The following is a 17,256-nucleotide window of genomic DNA, read 5'->3' on the forward strand; positions in this document are numbered from 1 at the left end:
CACAAACACCATCACACCCTTGTCATTTCTATTGCCTATACTCATTAAGACAGGAAAATCTTTTTCATTCTAACAGAGTCAGGTGCGCCATAATGTCCAGTTCAAAACTTTCCCATTTACATTACTTAATGGGATTTTTCCGTTTACGGACAATTTTAATTATTCCATTTATCTTACAAATCATTTTAGTAGTGACTTTAACCAGTTATTTATGCCTGAATAACAGTCATTATGCTGTACAAAATTTTATTGACCAAATTCGCAGTGAAATGTCACAAAAAATTCATGATCATATTCACGCTTATTTAAAAATCACTGAAAAAACCAATCAAGTGGTTATTGATGCGTTAAATTTAGGTGTAGGTGACGTGCATCAAGTCAGAACTTTAGAAAATTTATTAGGTAAAACATTACGTGCTTTTCCCGAAATTGATTATATACAAGTGGGACATGAAGAAACAGGACAATTTATTGGTTATGAACGAATTTCAACAGGTTATCAATTAACGCTAGTGGATGCCGAAACCGATTATAGTTATAACACCTATCCGATTGATAATAAAGGAAAACGTACAGAAGAATTATTAAAAAGTGTCCCTAATTATAAACTGCACATTCGCCCTTGGTATATGCCCGCAGCACAACGACAATTACCCACTTGGTCAGGCATTTATTCTTACTTTGCGGATGACGCTCATTTAGCAGTGACATTAGGCACACCTTATTTTGAAAAAGAAAAATTTGTGGCTTTAGTGGCTACAGATTTATCTTTAAAAGGAGTTAGCCAATTTTTACAACAACAAAAAATCTCCACCACAGGTTTAGCTTTTATTGTAGAAAAAGCAACTCACGAGATAATTGCCACATCCACCAACGAATCCTTTTTTTATAAAGATGAAACAGGCGATGTTAAGCGAATTTCTGCTTTTGCCCATAAAAACTTGCTTATCGCCGAATCAGCCAAAGCAGCCCATTCTCATTTTTCCCAAATGCCATCAGATAAAGAGCGTAATGCCTTATTATTTGATTTTCAATTCAACGAAAATCGAGTGTACACGCAAGTGTTACCGTATCGAGATGATAAAGGTTTAGATTGGCTAATTTATGTGGTTATTCCAGAAATAGACTTTTTAGCGTCAATTCATGAAAACACGAAAGTAACTATTATTTTGACATTCATCGCATTAATTATTGCCATTATAATAGGATTAATGACAGCGAATTGGATTGTCAAGCCGATTACTCGCTTAAATGAAGCAGCACAAACTATTGCACAAGGTCATTGGGAATATTCTATTGATGATCGTTATCGTAATGAAATTGGACAATTAGGACGCTCTTTTATTACCATGGCTGTTCAATTGAGAGACGCATTTGAGAATTTGGAAAATAAGGTAGCGGAACGCACGCATGAATTAGCACAAGCCAATGAGGAAATTCAAACCCTTAATGAATATTTACAAGAAGAAAATCGTCGCATGGGTATGGAATTAGAAATTACCCGCCAATTACAACAAATGGTGTTGCCACGTGATGAAGAATTAGCGGCTATTCGCAGTTTAGATATTGCCAGTTTTATGGAGCCTGCTACGGAGGTGGGTGGCGATTATTACGACATTTTGCAGGATGAGGGACGCATTAAAATTGGTATTGGGGATGTGACTGGGCATGGTTTAGAAAGTGGCGTGTTAATGCTGATGGTGCAAACGGCGGTGCGCACTTTATTATCTTCTAATGTGAATAATCCTAAAGACTTTTTAAATATTTTAAATCGCACTTTATATGGAAATTTAAAAAGAATGCAAAGCGATAAAAATATGACTTTATCCATTAAGTGGGCAACATGAAGATGTGTTATATGTCAATCAAGCGGGATTGGTGGAGCGAATTGACACCTTTCCTTTGGGTTTTATGATTGGGCTTGAGCCTGATATTGCTGACTTTGTGGCGTATCGAGAAATGAATTTGACGGCGGGAGAAGGCGTGGTGTTATATACTGATGGCATTACCGAAGCCTTTAATGAGCAGAAAAAGCCCTATGGTTTGGATCGTTTATGCGAAATGGTTAGCCAACATTGGTCACGTTCGGCAAAAGAAATTCAAGACGCAATTATTGAAGATTTACGTCGCCATATTGGCACGCGCAAATTGCAAGACGACATTACTTTATTAGTCATTAAACAACGTGCTTAATCATAATCTTTATCGATAACATTAACGCAAACATTCCAGATGTAAAGTTAAATAATTAGAGCCGCCATCCACATGATTAAACAAAGCAAGTTTACCAAAAACACCAGAGCGGTGATAAATGCCCGTGCCAAAATAACAAGATTTCCCCGCCTGCCAATTGAATAAATCTCCCACATTGACATCTACAGTCAAATCTAAATGATTTAATAAACGAGAGGTTTCTTTTTGTCGATCTCGTACTAGACTTTCATATTCAATATAAGGAATCTTTTCCACATAAGACAAGCCTTGTGCCAAACCTAAACGGGTTCTCAATCGAGACTGCCAAGGAAAGCCCGAATAATAGGCTTTAATACCCAGCGTATATTGATTAAAATCGTCCTGCCACCCGCGCTCGAAATGACGAATAACGCCCACTTTTCCCGTGACATCAAGCGGCCAATCAAAAACAGAATTCCACAATAAATAACTATATTCAAATCCAACAATTCCCGTGCGGCGATCATCAATTTCAAAATCACCCGCCAATATTTCTGTCAATTTAGTATCAATAAAATAACCTGCTAGAATACGATAATAATGCCGTTTTATTTCATCTTGATTTACAGCAGGCGCATCATTAGCATTTGTTGTCTGATAAGCTAACATTAACACACCGATTAAGATAACTCTTAAAAACATTATTTATCCTGCTCCATCACCCATTGTGCCAATAATTGTAAAGTATCTGCTTTTGATAATTTAGGCAAATAAAAATAAAACAAACTCCCTTGCCCCAATTCACTTTCTACCCCAACACGCCCGCCCAAACGCCGCAAAATGCTCTCCACCACGCATAAACCCAAACCTGTGCCTTCCGCTTGTTTACGGTGCAAACGAGTAAAAGGAGTGAATAAACGTTTTTGCTGTTCTTCACTTAAACCATTCCCGTTATCGCGCACCCAAAATTTAACCTCAAATTCATACACATCAAATCCAAGATACAATACGGGATATTTTGCGCCGTACTTAATGGCGTTACTTAAATAATTCACCCACACTTGCTCAATCCAAGGTGCGTAGCTATAAACAGTTGGCCATTCGCTGGCAACATGGAATTCCGCTTGCGTTTTTTCTAACAAAGGCATTAACGCATAACGTGCCGATTGGATAATTCTATCCATATCTAATGGCTCAATGTCTATATTTTCTAATTTTGACGTTTGCGCCAATAACATAAGCGATTCAATAATGCTTTGAATTTTACGTCCTGATAATTCAATATAAGACAAAAACTCTAATTGTTTCTCTCTCAATTCAGGATCAACATTTTTTAAAACAGAATTTTCTAATAAAGTCACAAAACCAAATACATTACCCAATGGATTTTTTAAATCATGCGCTACGGTGTGAGAAAAAGCATCTAATTGCGCATTTTTTTCAGCTAAGGCGCGATTTTTTTTCTCTAACATGACATTGTTTTCTAACAATTGCTCATTTTGCGCCGCCAATTTTTTCTGCAATTGACGCAACATTAAATGCGTGTGAATGCGGGCTAAAACTTCCTCTTGTTGGATGGGTTTAGTCACATAATCCACCGCCCCCGAAGCAAAACCTCTCACCTTATCCGAAACGTCAGATAATGCCGTCATAAAGATAATCGGAATATCCGCAGTATTAGCATTATTTTTTAATTGCTGACACACCGTAAATCCATCTAACCCAGGCATCATGACATCTAATAAAATTAAATCCACCGCTTCAATTTGCAACACCTCCAAAGCACTTTCGCCATCTTGAGCAATTAAAACTTGGTAATTATTTTTAAGTAAAAAATCAAATAACACACTTAAATTATCAGGCACATCATCAACAATTAAAATATTAGCCGTACCATCAACTGGATGGGATTCTGTTTTATCCATAACCATAACAACCCATTGAGAATGAATTAAAAATAACCAAGTGGGCTATCCTATCACAAATCGACTATTTTTGTGACAATACTACGCTATGTTAGCCGTTCTCAATTTAAACGCTTACAACCAATTTTGATTGACCAGTATTAGGGGAGCAGTTGATAGAAATACCGACAATCCAAATTATTTCTATTGGAGTACTCATATTTTAATCCCTAATTCCCCCAAATTGATTGCGCAACCAAGCATGACAAAACTCACAACGAGAATCTTTTGCTTCAACTGCCCGCTGCATAGCCGATTCCGACAACTCAAATAAAACATCTAATGACATACCATCTTCAGGATAAACTGCCACGCCAATGTGAATTAAAGGTTGGACGGTAATAGAATGTGTGGGACGAGATAAAACCATCTTTTGCGTTAATTTAAATAACAGCATATTAGCCACCAAAGCCACATCCCGCAATTGCGCCAATTCATCCAAACTCACACAAAACACATCCCCACCATAACGCGACACCGAATCACTGTCACGCACAGTACTGCGAATAATTTCTCCTAATGTTTTTAAAAACTCATCACCTAATTCATAACTATAATTATGGTTAAATTCTCTCATATCTCCCACCGCAATCATCAGCAATCCAAAACGCCGTCCATACCGTTGTGCAAAAGTATAAGTTTTTTGTAAGAAATAGCGTAATAAATGGCGAGTCGGTAATTGCGTTAAGGGATCAATTAACAATTCAGAATGGGCTTGTTTTTGATTTAACAACACCAGCCCTTGTTCTACACTATTAGCGTCTTGATAACGCACCCAGCGCGTAAAATAATGACAAATCGCACCCGACGCATGACGCAACCACAAATCCCCTTCCCAAGCTCCAGCCATTTGCACTTGTTGAGAAATATCAGGATAACTTTTTTTAGCCTCCACATTAATCGCAAAATGCGCCAATGATTGCGCAACTAATTCAGCATTAGAATAACCTGTTAATACCGACACCGCAGGATTTGCATAACGAATTTTTAGCTCGCTTAATTCAATCAACAATATTCCTTGAATACTGTATTGCCATAAAGTATGTTGCAAAGATTTGGCGATAAAAGTGGACTGGCTCATGAAAAAAGTCCCGCAATCAAAAGCATTCTGTTACACAAATCCATTGGATAACGCATGGAACTAATCGTTGCCGCGAATTCTGGCGGCGCGTTGGGCTTTCGCCGTGGCGATGGCACTCATGTTGAGCAATCCCCGTACCGTAATCGAAGGCGTGACCACGTGTACGGAGCGATTTGCGCCGACTAAAATAGGCCCAATAGCCACCGCGCTGTCCACGGCCATTTTTAACAAATTAAAGCTAATATTCGCCGCATCTAAATTGGGCATTACCAACAAATTAGCGCGTCCTTTTAAGCGAGAATTAGGAAAACGACGCGAGCGAATTGTTTCTGACAAGGCTGAATCGGCGTGCATTTCGCCTTCTACTTCTAATTCTGGCGCACGTTGCGCTAATAATTGCAATGCCTGCCGAATTCGCGTCACACTTTCCGCAGGGCGCGTGCCGAAATTAGAATGGGACAATAAGGCCACTTTAGGCGTAATTCCGAATTGTCGAATTTCCTCTGCACATAATAACGTCATTTCGGTCAATTCTTCGGCGGTGGGTTCAATGCAGACTTGAGTATCACAAATAAACAGCGTTCCGGCGGGCAAAATCAACGCATTGAGCGAATACATTTTATGAATTCCATCCGCCTTACCGATCACATTCATCACTTGTTCCAAGTGCTGATGATAACGCCCAATCGTGCCGCAAATCATGGCATCTGCATCCCCCAACTCCACCATTAACGATGCAATGGCTGTTGTATCGGTTCGCACTACAGTGCGGGCTTCCATCGGAGAAACGCCACATCGTTCTGTAAGTGTATGATAAGTTTGCCAATATTTACTATAGCGTTTATCACTTAATGGATTGACCAATTCAAAATCAACATCAGGTCTTATCTTTAACCCCAGAATTTTCAAGCGACGTTCAATCACATCAGGGCGACCGATCACCAACGGATACGCCAAACGTTCAGCCACAATTTGTTGTACGGTTTGTAAAACCCGTTCTTCTTCTCCCTCAGCGAAAACTAAGCGCATGGGCTGTTTACGGGCGCGCTCGAATACAGGTTTCATCATTAAACCCGAACGAAACACAAACTGATTGAGTTTTTCAATATACGCTTCAAAATCCTCAATAGGACGAGTGGCTACACCACTTTCCATTGCCGCTTTAGCCACCGCCGGCGCAATAATGGAAATTAAACGCGGATCAAAAGGCTTTGGAATTAAATAATCAGCCCCGAATTCCAACGATTGATCTTCATAAGCCGAACGCACCACATCAGAAGTTTCAGCCATTGCCAATTCAGCAATGGCATGAACGCAAGCAATTTTCATGGCTTCATTAATTTCCGTCGCGCCCACATCTAATGCGCCGCGAAATAAAAACGGAAAACAAAGCACATTATTCACTTGATTAGGATAATCAGATCGCCCCGTGGCAATCAACGCATCGGAACGGACTTTTTTCACCTCTTCGGGCATAATTTCTGGCGTTGGATTGGCTAAAGCAAATACCAAAGGTTTAGGGTTCATTTTTTCCACCATTTCTGGTTTTAAAACCCCGCCTGCTGAAAGTCCTAAGAAAATATCCGCGCCCACCATAACCTCTGCCAATGTTCGCGCTGAAGTTTCTTGCGCATAATGGGCTTTATAATCATCCATTGAAGCGGTTCTACCGCGATAAACCACACCTGCAATATCGGTGACAATAATATTTTCAATGGGCATTCCCAAAGTCACTAACATATTGAGACAAGCCAATGCGGCCGAGCCTGCGCCTGAAGCGACTAATTTCACGTGGCGAATATCTTTTTCTACCACCCGCAATCCATTCACAATTGCCGCTGCCACCACAATGGCTGTTCCGTGTTGATCATCGTGAAAAACAGGGATATTCATGCGAGAACGCAAGGCTTTTTCTACCACAAAACATTCAGGAGCTTTAATATCTTCTAAATTAATGCCACCAAAAGTGGGTTCTAAACGCGCAATGGTATCAATTAAATGCTCGACATTGGTTTCATTAATTTCAATATCAAACGCATCAATCCCCGCGAATTTCTTAAATAAAACCGCTTTACCTTCCATCACAGGCTTGGCCGCTAACCCTCCAATCGCGCCTAAACCCAGCACAGCCGTGCCATTGGTGATGATACCGACCAAATTACCACGAGCAGTATAATTAGCTGCATTTAAAGGGTCTTTAACAATTTCTTCACAGGCATAAGCCACCCCTGGAGAATAAGCCAATGCCAAATCGCGTTGTGTGGCTAATGGCTTGGTGGGAATAATTGCCAATTTGCCCGCACGAGGAAAAGAATGATATTGTAAAGCACTGTCGCGCATTTCTTCACTCATTTTAATAATCCTTGGTCATCTCAATATTGCTATTTTTATCAAAAATAAAACAAGATAAAATAATCATCTTGTTTTTTCAAATTTTTGATAGAAAAAATATGAATTAACGTAAAAATTCTCGATTTAATTGACGGAATTTTTCCGTAGCTGCTTGGTGCGCCCATTCAAATAACACCATTTCACGAGTGACAATGTGAATTCCCATGTCACGCAAACGCGCTAAAGCCATTTCTTTATCCTGCGGATGGCGCGAAGAAACCGCCTCAGAAACCACAAAAACTTCCTTACCAATTTCTTGCAATTCTAAAGCCGTTTGCAACACGCAAACATGGCTCTCAATTCCTGCTAATATAAATTGATGACAACCTGTTTCTTCAATTTGCGTTAAACAAGGTTCTGAAGAAACACAGGAAAAATGAATTTTTTCCATTAACGATTCTTGTGGAATAAATGGCAATAACGCACTCACGGTGCGACCTAATCCTTGCGGATATTGTTCTGACACTAAAATAGGAATTGCCATGAATTGGCTCAAGCGCAACAACCACGCGCAATGCTCTACAATCTGTTGTGGATTTTGCACTGCACCGATTAAACGTTCTTGAACGTCAATCATTAAGAAACAACTGTTATTCGCCTTAATCAGCATGAGAAAGAAAACCTTTATGGATTTAAAATAATAATTTCTACGCGACGATTTTTTGCCCGTCCTTCAGGCGTGTCATTGCCGGCCATTGGGCGACTTTCGCCATAGCCCATTGTGCTGATGCGTTCGGGTTCAATTCCATATTCTATCAAGACTTGACGCACCGCATCGGCACGACGCTTAGACAGCACTGCATTGTAATCTTCTGCGCCCAGATCATCGGTATGACCTTCGACCAAAATGGGATTTTCTGGATTGGCTTTGAGATAAAGGGCAACTTTTTCAATGGATTCTCGTCCCGCAGGCAGGACTCTAGCACTGTTGAGACGAAACAACACTTCGTTTTTGTAGGAGACATAGATGCCGCGTTCTGTTTGTATGCCTCCTTCTAAGACGGCACTGGGGTCGCCTTCGGGTTTGGTGCTTTGGGTCACGCAACCCGTTAATGTGGCAAGCAGCAGGATAGTGAGAAACAGAGGGGTTAAAAAAGGTTGATTGTTCAATGACATGGTTTTTTTTAATGATCGTGTGATTTGGTAAAAGTGGACAAAATGATGCGCAAGTGCGCATCAGCAAGGGTTATGATAACAAAGCGGTGTTAATTTTGAAAAAGCAAAAACGGTTGAAGCGACAAAAAAAGTGAGAATGAATAATGAGTAAAAAAACACGCTATCGTTACTTTCTAAAACAATCCCGCCTGCCCTTCCACTTTCAATTTCCACCCATCGCCAACAGGGAAAGCAATTTGTTCTAACACATTAAGAATAGTTTGTTCTTCGGGAGTATTGCCATTTTTTAATAAAGGCATAATGTGCAGAACAATTTGATCAAAATAAGCAGTTTTATTTTCCCGTTCCATGCGGCGTAAATAAGAAATTAAATAATAACGCACCCGCAAATTTAAATCGACATAAGTTTTAAAACGTCCATCTTGTTTAATGGTGAACAATTCCGTTTCGGAATGATAATCAAAGGTTTCTAATAAGAATGGTGTTAAATCGGAATATTCCTTTTTCAATAAGTCTAAAAATCCCAATTCTAACCCCTTAATAATCAGCTCATCATTAATCTGTTCTAAGGTTGCGCCATTATTTTTAGCAATAATGCCTTCAATGGTTTGCATAACCACATCACCAATTTCCATTCCTAAACTGGCTCGCATGATATATTTAGGACGGCGAACCTTTTTAAAATTAATAATCAATTGCCCTGACAATACCGTAAATGGATTTTGTCGTTTCTTAAAACTGGTTTGTCCATTCTTTTGCGCCACTGCGCCCGCATATTCAAAACCACATCGCTCGGCAGTATCGATAATTAAATGCCAAAATTCAGGGTCTTTATGCGCAAAAACAAAAGACATCCAACGGTCGAATTTTAACACGCGATACATTTCTTCAATACTTTTCGCCATGAGCGAATTATATTGATCTTTAGTTTTCTCATGCTCACCGCCTTCAATCGCTTCTAAAGCATAATCTTCTTCAGAAACAGGTAAATCCAGCCACGCATTCCACATCACCGATAAATCTAAATAAGGAATTTTCTTACCATAAGGCGGATCAGTATAAATATAATCCACACTTTCTTTTTTAAGAAAAGATAAATCTGTGGCCGTCCCACGAATAATTTGCAAATTATCTACAGTTTGCTCATTAATTCTGGGTTCAATTTCGCGTTTAGCATTAAGCATAGATGAGAATTTTTTCTCATAAGTTTTCATTAAATCTAAACTCACAGGGCGCGGCGCAATGCGATAGCGGTAATAACGCATAGGGCCGCTGTCGCCTGCATTTTTACTGGCATACGTTGAATGATGATAAGTCAAGTTAGATTTATTAATGCTGCTAGAAAACGCTAATAATAATGCCTTTCTAATATCCAAATTTTTCTCTTGTAAAATTAAATTCTTTAAAAAAGCCAATTGCGCCAATTGTTCTGGACTAAATAAATCTTGAATAAAGCGAACATCAGAACCTTTGGGCAAAGAAAAATCTTTAGGATAAGGGTATTTTTTCAATGCTTGTTTAACAGAAATAGGCAAAGCGGATTCATAAGCGGCTTTTATTCGTTCAAAACTGGCTTGTAAATCTTCTAATTTCACAGGACGAATCAAACTGTCTACCAAAAACGCGGACATCGGATTTAAGTCAAGATGAATCGCTCGACGCTCTAACATCATCGCTTCAATAGCGGTCACACCACTGCCGCCAAAAGGGTCTAACACTAAATCACCTTTTTGAGAAAAATTCTGGATATAACGATTGACCACATTCCACGCTTGTTTCGTAAAATAGCCATGTACACCAAAATGTCGTCTTGCTGCTCTTTTTTTAACATCAATTTCTTCTAATAATGGGCGATTTAAATAATCAAAAGGCTGGGCATGAAAATTGGTTTTTAAGGGCAGATAACTAAATACTTTCCCCATTTGAAACGAATGAATCGACAAATAACCTTGTAAAGTTTCCCAATAATCCGCAATTTCTGCTAAATCGAAATAAAGCAACGGTGAGATTTCATCCGAACGAAATAAGGAAAAAGATCGCCCATTACATAGCGCAAAAAACTTACTGCGCACTTCAGGATGAATACTGTAAGAATAAACCTGTTCTACTGCATCTCCCATTAAAATATTTTCACTGGGAGATTTAGCCTCTAAAACCCACGCATAAGCATTTTCAATTTTTAATAAATAATCAGGAATTAAGGTAATAGGACGCTTTTTAGAACCTGTTTTTAAAAATGGATGTTGCAACATTTTACTGCGCACAATATTCTCTTGCTGATAACCCAATGCGGTTAATAAAGGTAAAATTAATGTTTCGCGCACACTGTCTTCTTTAAAATCAGGCGAATCTAATTGAGAAAAATCAAAATCGTTAAATAACATTTTGGGTTATTCCTTTGGGTAAAATTATAAATAAGATCGGTTATTTTAACGCTAAAACAATCCCGCCTGCCCTTCCACTTTCAATTTCCACCCATCGCCAACAGGGAAAGCAATTTGTTCTAACACATTAAGAATAGTTTGCTCTTCGGGAGTATTGCCGTTTTTTAATAAAGGCATAATGTGCAGAACAATTTGATCAAAATAAGCAGTTTTATTCTCCCGTTCCATGCGGCGTAAACAGGAAATTAAATAATAACGCACCCGCAAATTTAAATCGACATAAGTTTTAAAACGTCCATCTTGTTTAATGGTGAATAGTTCCGTTTCGGAATGATAATCAAAAGTTTCTAATAAGAATGGTGTTAAATCGGAATATTCCTTTTTCAATAAGTCTAAAAATCCCAATTCTAACCCCTTAATAATCAGTTCATCATTAATCTGTTCTAAGGTTGCGCCATTATTTTTAGCAATAATGCCTTCAATGGTTTGCATCACCACATCGCCAATTTCCATTCCTAAACTGGCTCGCATGATATATTTAGGACGGCGAACCTTTTTAAAATTAATAATCAATTGCCCTGACAATACCGTGAATGGATTTTGTCGTTTCTTAAAACTGGTTTGTCCATTCTTTTGCGCCACTGCGCCCGCATATTCAAAACCACATCGCTCGGCAGTATCGATAATTAAATGCCAAAATTCAGGGTCTTTATGCGCAAAAACAAAAGACATCCAACGGTCGAATTTTAACACGCGATACATTTCTTCAATACTTTTCGCCATGAGCGAATTATATTGATCTTTAGTTTTCTCATGCTCGCCGCCTTCAATCGCTTCTAAAGCATAATCTTCTTCAGAAACAGGCAAATCCAGCCACGCATTCCACATCACCGATAAATCTAAATAAGGAATTTTCTTACCATAAGGCGGATCAGTATAAATATAATCCACACTTTCTTTTTTAAGAAAAGATAAATCTGTGTCCGTCCCGCGAATAATTTGCAAATTATCTACAGTTTGCTCGTTAATTCTGGGTTCAATTTCGCGTTTAGCATTAAGCATAGATGAGAATTTTTTCTCATAAGTTTTCATTAAATCTAAACTCACAGGGCGCGGCGCAATGCGATAGCGGTAATAACTCATAGGGCTGCCATTACCTGCATTAATATCTCTGGAACTTGAATTGTGATAAGTTAAATTTGTTTTGGTAATTGTGCTAGAAAATGCCAATAATAACGCCTTTCTAATATCCAGATTTTTCTCTTGTAAAATTAAATGCTTTAAAAAAGCCAATTGCGCCAATTGTTCTGGGCTAAATAAATCCTGAATAAAGCGAACATCAGAGCCTTTAGGTAAAGAAAAATCTTTAGGATAAGGGTATTTTTTCAATACCTGTTTAACAGAAAGAGGCAAAGCGGATTCATAAGCGGCTTTTATCCGTTCAAAACTGGCTTGTAAATCTTCTAATTTCACAGGACGAATCAAACTGCCTACCAAAAACGCGGACATCGGATTTAAATCAAGATGAATCGCTCGACGTTCTAACATCATCGCTTCAATTGCGGTCACACCACTGCCGCCAAAAGGGTCTAACACTAAATCGCCTTTTTGAGAAAAATTCTGGATATAACGATTCACCACATTCCATGCTTGTTTCGTAAAATAACCATGCACGCCAAAATGCCGTCTTGCGGCTTGTTTTTTAACAGGAATTTCTTCTAATAACGGGCGATTTAAATAATCAAAAGGCTGGGCATGAAAATTAGTTTTTAAGGGCAGATAACTAAATACTTTCCCCATTTGAAAGGAATGAATCGACAAATAACCTTGTAAAGTTTCCCAATAATCCGCAATTTCTGCTAAATCAAAATAAAGTAAAGGCGAAGTTTCATCCGAACGAAATAAAGAAAAAGATCGCCCATTGCATAAAGCAAAAAACTTACTGCGCACTTCAGGATGAATACTGTAAGAATAAACTTGCTTTACCGCATTCCCCATTAAAATATTTTCCGTAGGAGATTTGGCTTCTAATACCCACGCATAAGCGTTTTCAATTTTCAGCAAATAATCAGGAATTAAGGTAATAGGACGCTTTTTAGAACCTGTTTGTAAAAAAGGGTCTTTTAACACCTTACTGCGCACAATATTCTCTTGCTGATAACCCAATGCGGTTAATAAAGGTAAAATTAATGTTTCGCGCACACTGTCTTCTTTAAAATCAGGCGAATCTAATTGAGAAAAATCAAAATCGTTAAATAACATTTTGGGTTATTCCTTTTAAAATAGTGGTTTAATTATTCTAAGGGAGTGGCAAAATCGGTGATATTATATTAATTGGTGGGTTAGCGGTAGCTAAAATGGTGCATGTGAAGTGATTCATAAAATTTTTTTAGATAAAAAGATATTTTTATGAATCACTTATTTTTCTATCAGGCAAAATAGTTCATTTAAAAAAATTAGCCTGTTTTTTTCGGCCGATCATAAGCATATTCAAACGGATCAGAAAAAAACTGCTCCACAGGCAAACCGAGTGCAGTGAATTCCGCTTGCGCCGTCGCCACCATGATCGGTGGCCCGCTGGCGTAAATTTCATAAGTCGCTAAATCAGGCACATCAGCCAAAACCGCTTCATGCACCCAACCCACACGCCCCTGCCAATTATCCGTTGCATTCGGTTCTGATAACACGGGAATAAATTGCAAATAAGGCGATTGTTTTAACCACGATTCAATCAAATCCAATTGATAAAAATCGCGTTTTGATTGCACGCCCCAATACAATAACATAGGGCGTTTTAATTGCTCAATAATAGCCTGTTCAATCATGGCTTTAATCGGCGCGAAACCTGTCCCACCTGCCACAAAAATAATAGGAAAATCATGATGGCGTAAATAAAAATTTCCTAATGGGGCTTCAATGCGCAAAATATCGCGCACTTTTAATTCATTAAACACATAATGCGTAAAATCACCATCGCGCACATAACGAATGTGCAATTCCAAACGTTCATCATGTTCAGGCGCATTGGCGATAGAAAAAGCGCGCCGCCGCCCATCGCGCAATAAAAACACCAAATATTGACCCGCTAAATACTGTAAACGTTCATTGGCAGGCAGAGTTAAATACATTTGCATGACATCGTGGGTCAATTTCTGTAATTCGGAAACGCGGCAGGGCATTTGTTTAATTTCAATCTCTTCAGCGCGTTCAATTTCGCGTACTGCAATGCGTAAGTCACTTTTCGCCCGTGCTTGGCACAATAATATATCGCCTGATTCGGGATCGATTTTATTCAAACCCGATAAATTGGCGTGTTCATAATCAAATGTACCTTCTAATATCCGCCCTTTACATGCGCCACAACTGCCGCTACGACAGCCGTAAGGAATCACTAAACCTTGGCGCAATGCGGCATCTAATAACGTTTCATGATCTTCGCACATAAAACGATGTTGTTCTGGTTCTGTTGTTACCACATAAGTCATGCTGAATTTTCCTCAATTATTTTCTTATTCAATTTCTAATAAATGATGTCGTAATGCCTTAATTTGATCGCGTAATTGAGCCGCGATTTCAAATTCTAAATTTTCGGCATGTTGCAACATTTTTCGTTCTAATTGCTCAATTTGTTTAGCCAAAGGTAAATGCGTATATTCGGCTATTTCTTCAGCCACTTGCAACATCACAGGCGCATCAGTAGCCATCACGGGACGCGCCCCTTCTAAAATATCAACCACCGCTTTTTTAATGCTTTTTGGCACAATTCCCCATTGCGCATTATAAGCCATTTGTTTATGACGACGGCGTTCTGTTTCTTCAATGGCAAAACGCATGGAATCGGTTATTTTTTCCGCATATAAAATAGCGCGACCATTGACATGACGTGCTGCCCGGCCAATGGTTTGAATTAAAGACCGTTCCGAACGCAAAAAGCCTTCTTTATCGGCATCAAAAATGGCGACTAAAGCCACCTCAGGCATATCCAAGCCTTCGCGCAATAAATTAATCCCCACTAATACATCAAAAATTCCCATACGCAAATCTCGAATAATTTCCACTCGCTCTACCGTATCTATATCAGAATGTAAGTAGCGAACTTTTATTTTTTGTTCTAATAAATAATCGGTTAAATCTTCAGCCATTTTTTTGGTTAAAGTGGTGATTAATATGCGTTCATTCTGCGCCACATGTCGGTGAATTTCAGACACCACATCATCCACTTGGGATAAAGCTGATCGTACTTCAATTGATGGGTCAAGCAAGCCTGTTGGTCTTACAACTTGTTCAATCACGCGCTGGGTTTTTTTCATCTCATAAGGCCCCGGAGTCGCAGAGACATAAATCGTTTGTGGGGCTAATTTTTCAAATTCATTAAACATTAAAGGACGATTGTCTAAAGCCGAGGGCAAACGAAAACCGTAATTAACCAAGTTTTCTTTACGCGAACGATCCCCATGATACATGCCTCCAATTTGCGGAATGGTCACATGGCTTTCATCGATAATGAGCAAGGCTTCTGGCGGTAAATAATCGAATAATGTTGGCGGGGGTTCTCCTGCTTGTCGGCGCGATAAATAACGGGAATAATTTTCAATTCCTGAACAATAACCCAATTCCACAATCATTTCTAAATCAAATTGGGTGCGTTCGGCTAATCTTTGGGCTTCGAGTAATTTATTATTAGCGCGTAATAGCTCTAATTGTTGCTTTAATTCAACTTTAATATCATCAACCGCTTTTAATAACACATCTCGCGGAGTCACATAATGGGTTTTAGGATAAATGGTTAAACGAGACACATATCTTAATGCCCGCCCTGTTAAAGGGTCAAAATAACTTAATCGTTCGATTTCATCATCAAATAATTCAACACGAATGGCTTCTTCTTCAGATTCCGCAGGATAAATATCAATGACATCGCCCCGAACGCGATAATGTCCGCGCTCTAATACCATATCATTGCGGGTATATTGCAATTCGGCTAAACGGCGCAAAATAAACCGTTGTTCTAAACGTTCGCCGCGAATTAAATGCAACACCATTTGCATATACCATTCGGGATCGCCCAAGCCATAAATTGCCGAAACACTGGCAATAATAATGGCATCGGCACGCTCTAACATCGCTTTAGTCGCCGATAATCGCATTTGTTCAATGTGTTGATTAATTGATGCGTCTTTTTCGATATAAGTATCTGAGGCAGGCACATAGGCTTCAGGCTGATAATAATCGTAATAAGACACGAAATATTCGACTGAATTATACGGAAAAAAAGCACGCATTTCACTGTATAATTGTGCAGCTAATGTTTTATTATGCGCGAGGATTAATGTAGGGCGTTGCGTTTGCTCAATGACATTGGCAATGGTAAAGGTTTTTCCCGATCCCGTCACGCCTAATAAAATCTGCTCAGGAATGCCTTGATTTAAACCTTGTACTAATTCTTGAATCGCCGTGGGTTGATCGCCCGCGGGCGCATAATCAGCTTGTAATTTAAACGCATCTACAGCGCGAATGGACATGGGTTTTTCCTAAAAAAGCAGAGTGGCTCATTGGCTCATTAGACTGGAAATTAAAAATAGTCATTCATAACATTTTCTAACCGAGCCATAATAGTGTTCTTGATCTGTCATTGCAAGACGATTGCTTTAGGCGGGTAAGCGATTTTTTTTAATAAAGTTTCATACCGATTGCAATTTTTATAAAAATAATCTACATTAACCAATTAATTTTTATAAATTTAATTTTTCTTTACCTCTGACGAAAGGAGTTTTGTCAATGCCAAGACCACAGAAACATGTGTTTATTTGTAATCAAGCTCGTCCTGCGGGGCATCCTCGCGGGTCTTGTGCGGAAAAAGATTGTAAAGCGGTGACGGATGAATTTTTTCGCCAATGGCAGGCGCGTAATGCGTTTGGGCAAGTGTCTGTGACTTATTCGGGCTGTTTGGGGCCGTGTAGTATTGGGCCAAGCGTGTTGGTGTATCCTGAAAATGTCATGTATGGCAATGTCACTGTGGATGATGTCAGCGAAATTTTTGAAAAACATCTGCTCGGTGGCGAAATTGTCACCCGTTTGCAAGCCCCAACAGACGTTTGGTAAAATAAAACTATCCTTAATAAAGGACGAATGCAAAAAATGGCTTTCG

13 protein-coding genes are annotated in these 17,256 nt (G+C 39.0%); 3 read left to right on the forward strand and 10 right to left on the reverse strand.

The annotated features are described in order from the left end of the window. The first annotated feature begins 92 nt into the window (after positions 1-92). Positions 93-1,847 (forward strand): HAMP domain-containing protein, encoded by a 1,755-nt coding sequence (locus TPSD3_RS18080; protein WP_217884349.1) that lies wholly within the window; start codon positions 93-95, stop codon positions 1,845-1,847. 4 nt (positions 1,848-1,851) lie between these two features. Then, a complete protein-coding gene (locus TPSD3_RS18085) occupies positions 1,852-2,193 on the forward strand; it encodes a PP2C family protein-serine/threonine phosphatase (RefSeq protein WP_217884350.1) in 342 nt (113 codons plus the stop codon). Positions 2,194-2,214: 21 nt separating this feature from the next. Here TPSD3_RS18085 and TPSD3_RS01960 read toward each other — a convergent pair whose 3' ends face one another. The 10 genes from TPSD3_RS01960 to uvrB all read right to left on the reverse strand — a co-directional run bounded on the left by TPSD3_RS01960 (position 2,215) and on the right by uvrB (position 16,630). Beyond that, positions 2,215-2,874, reverse strand: coding sequence for a hypothetical protein (locus TPSD3_RS01960; protein WP_086486911.1), 660 nt, complete (start codon positions 2,872-2,874; stop codon positions 2,215-2,217). Next, the gene (locus TPSD3_RS01965; protein ID WP_086486912.1) at positions 2,874-4,097 is read right to left on the reverse strand and encodes a response regulator; all 1,224 of its coding nucleotides are present in this window, start codon (positions 4,095-4,097) and stop codon (positions 2,874-2,876) included. Before TPSD3_RS01965 ends, TPSD3_RS01960 begins: the two co-directional genes overlap by 1 nt. A gap of 202 nt (positions 4,098-4,299) precedes the next feature. After that, on the reverse strand, positions 4,300-5,217 hold the full coding sequence (locus TPSD3_RS01970; protein ID WP_086486913.1) for a GGDEF domain-containing protein: 918 nt from the start codon (positions 5,215-5,217) through the stop codon (positions 4,300-4,302). Between the two features lie 60 nt (positions 5,218-5,277). Beyond that, positions 5,278-7,569: an NADP-dependent malic enzyme gene (locus TPSD3_RS01975; protein ID WP_086486914.1), complete on the reverse strand. Its 2,292-nt coding sequence runs from the start codon at positions 7,567-7,569 to the stop codon at positions 5,278-5,280. A gap of 103 nt (positions 7,570-7,672) precedes the next feature. Beyond that, positions 7,673-8,218 (reverse strand): hydrolase, encoded by a 546-nt coding sequence (locus tag TPSD3_RS01980; RefSeq protein ID WP_086486915.1) that lies wholly within the window; start codon positions 8,216-8,218, stop codon positions 7,673-7,675. A 14-nt stretch (positions 8,219-8,232) separates the two neighbouring features. Further along, positions 8,233-8,724 (reverse strand): OmpA family protein, encoded by a 492-nt coding sequence (locus TPSD3_RS01985; protein ID WP_086486916.1) that lies wholly within the window; start codon positions 8,722-8,724, stop codon positions 8,233-8,235. A 173-nt stretch (positions 8,725-8,897) separates the two neighbouring features. Next, positions 8,898-11,108, reverse strand: coding sequence for a DNA methyltransferase (locus TPSD3_RS01990; protein WP_086486917.1), 2,211 nt, complete (start codon positions 11,106-11,108; stop codon positions 8,898-8,900). A 51-nt stretch (positions 11,109-11,159) separates the two neighbouring features. Next, entirely contained in the window at positions 11,160-13,370 is a 2,211-nt protein-coding gene (locus tag TPSD3_RS01995) for a DNA methyltransferase (RefSeq protein WP_086486918.1), read from the reverse strand. Between the two features lie 194 nt (positions 13,371-13,564). Then, positions 13,565-14,593, reverse strand: coding sequence for a CDP-6-deoxy-delta-3,4-glucoseen reductase (locus TPSD3_RS02000; protein WP_086486919.1), 1,029 nt, complete (start codon positions 14,591-14,593; stop codon positions 13,565-13,567). Positions 14,594-14,617: 24 nt separating this feature from the next. Then, complete coding sequence (gene uvrB / locus TPSD3_RS02005; protein WP_086486920.1) at positions 14,618-16,630, reverse strand: excinuclease ABC subunit UvrB; 2,013 nt, start codon at positions 16,628-16,630, stop codon at positions 14,618-14,620. Between the two features lie 256 nt (positions 16,631-16,886). On the opposite strand from uvrB, the gene TPSD3_RS02010 reads away from it, so the two are divergent. After that, entirely contained in the window at positions 16,887-17,210 is a 324-nt protein-coding gene (locus TPSD3_RS02010; protein ID WP_086486921.1) for a (2Fe-2S) ferredoxin domain-containing protein, read from the forward strand. Positions 17,211-17,256: the final 46 nt, after the last annotated feature.

The sequence above is a fragment of the Thioflexithrix psekupsensis genome, from assembly GCF_002149925.1.
Lineage (GTDB): Bacteria > Pseudomonadota > Gammaproteobacteria > Beggiatoales > Beggiatoaceae > Thioflexithrix > Thioflexithrix psekupsensis.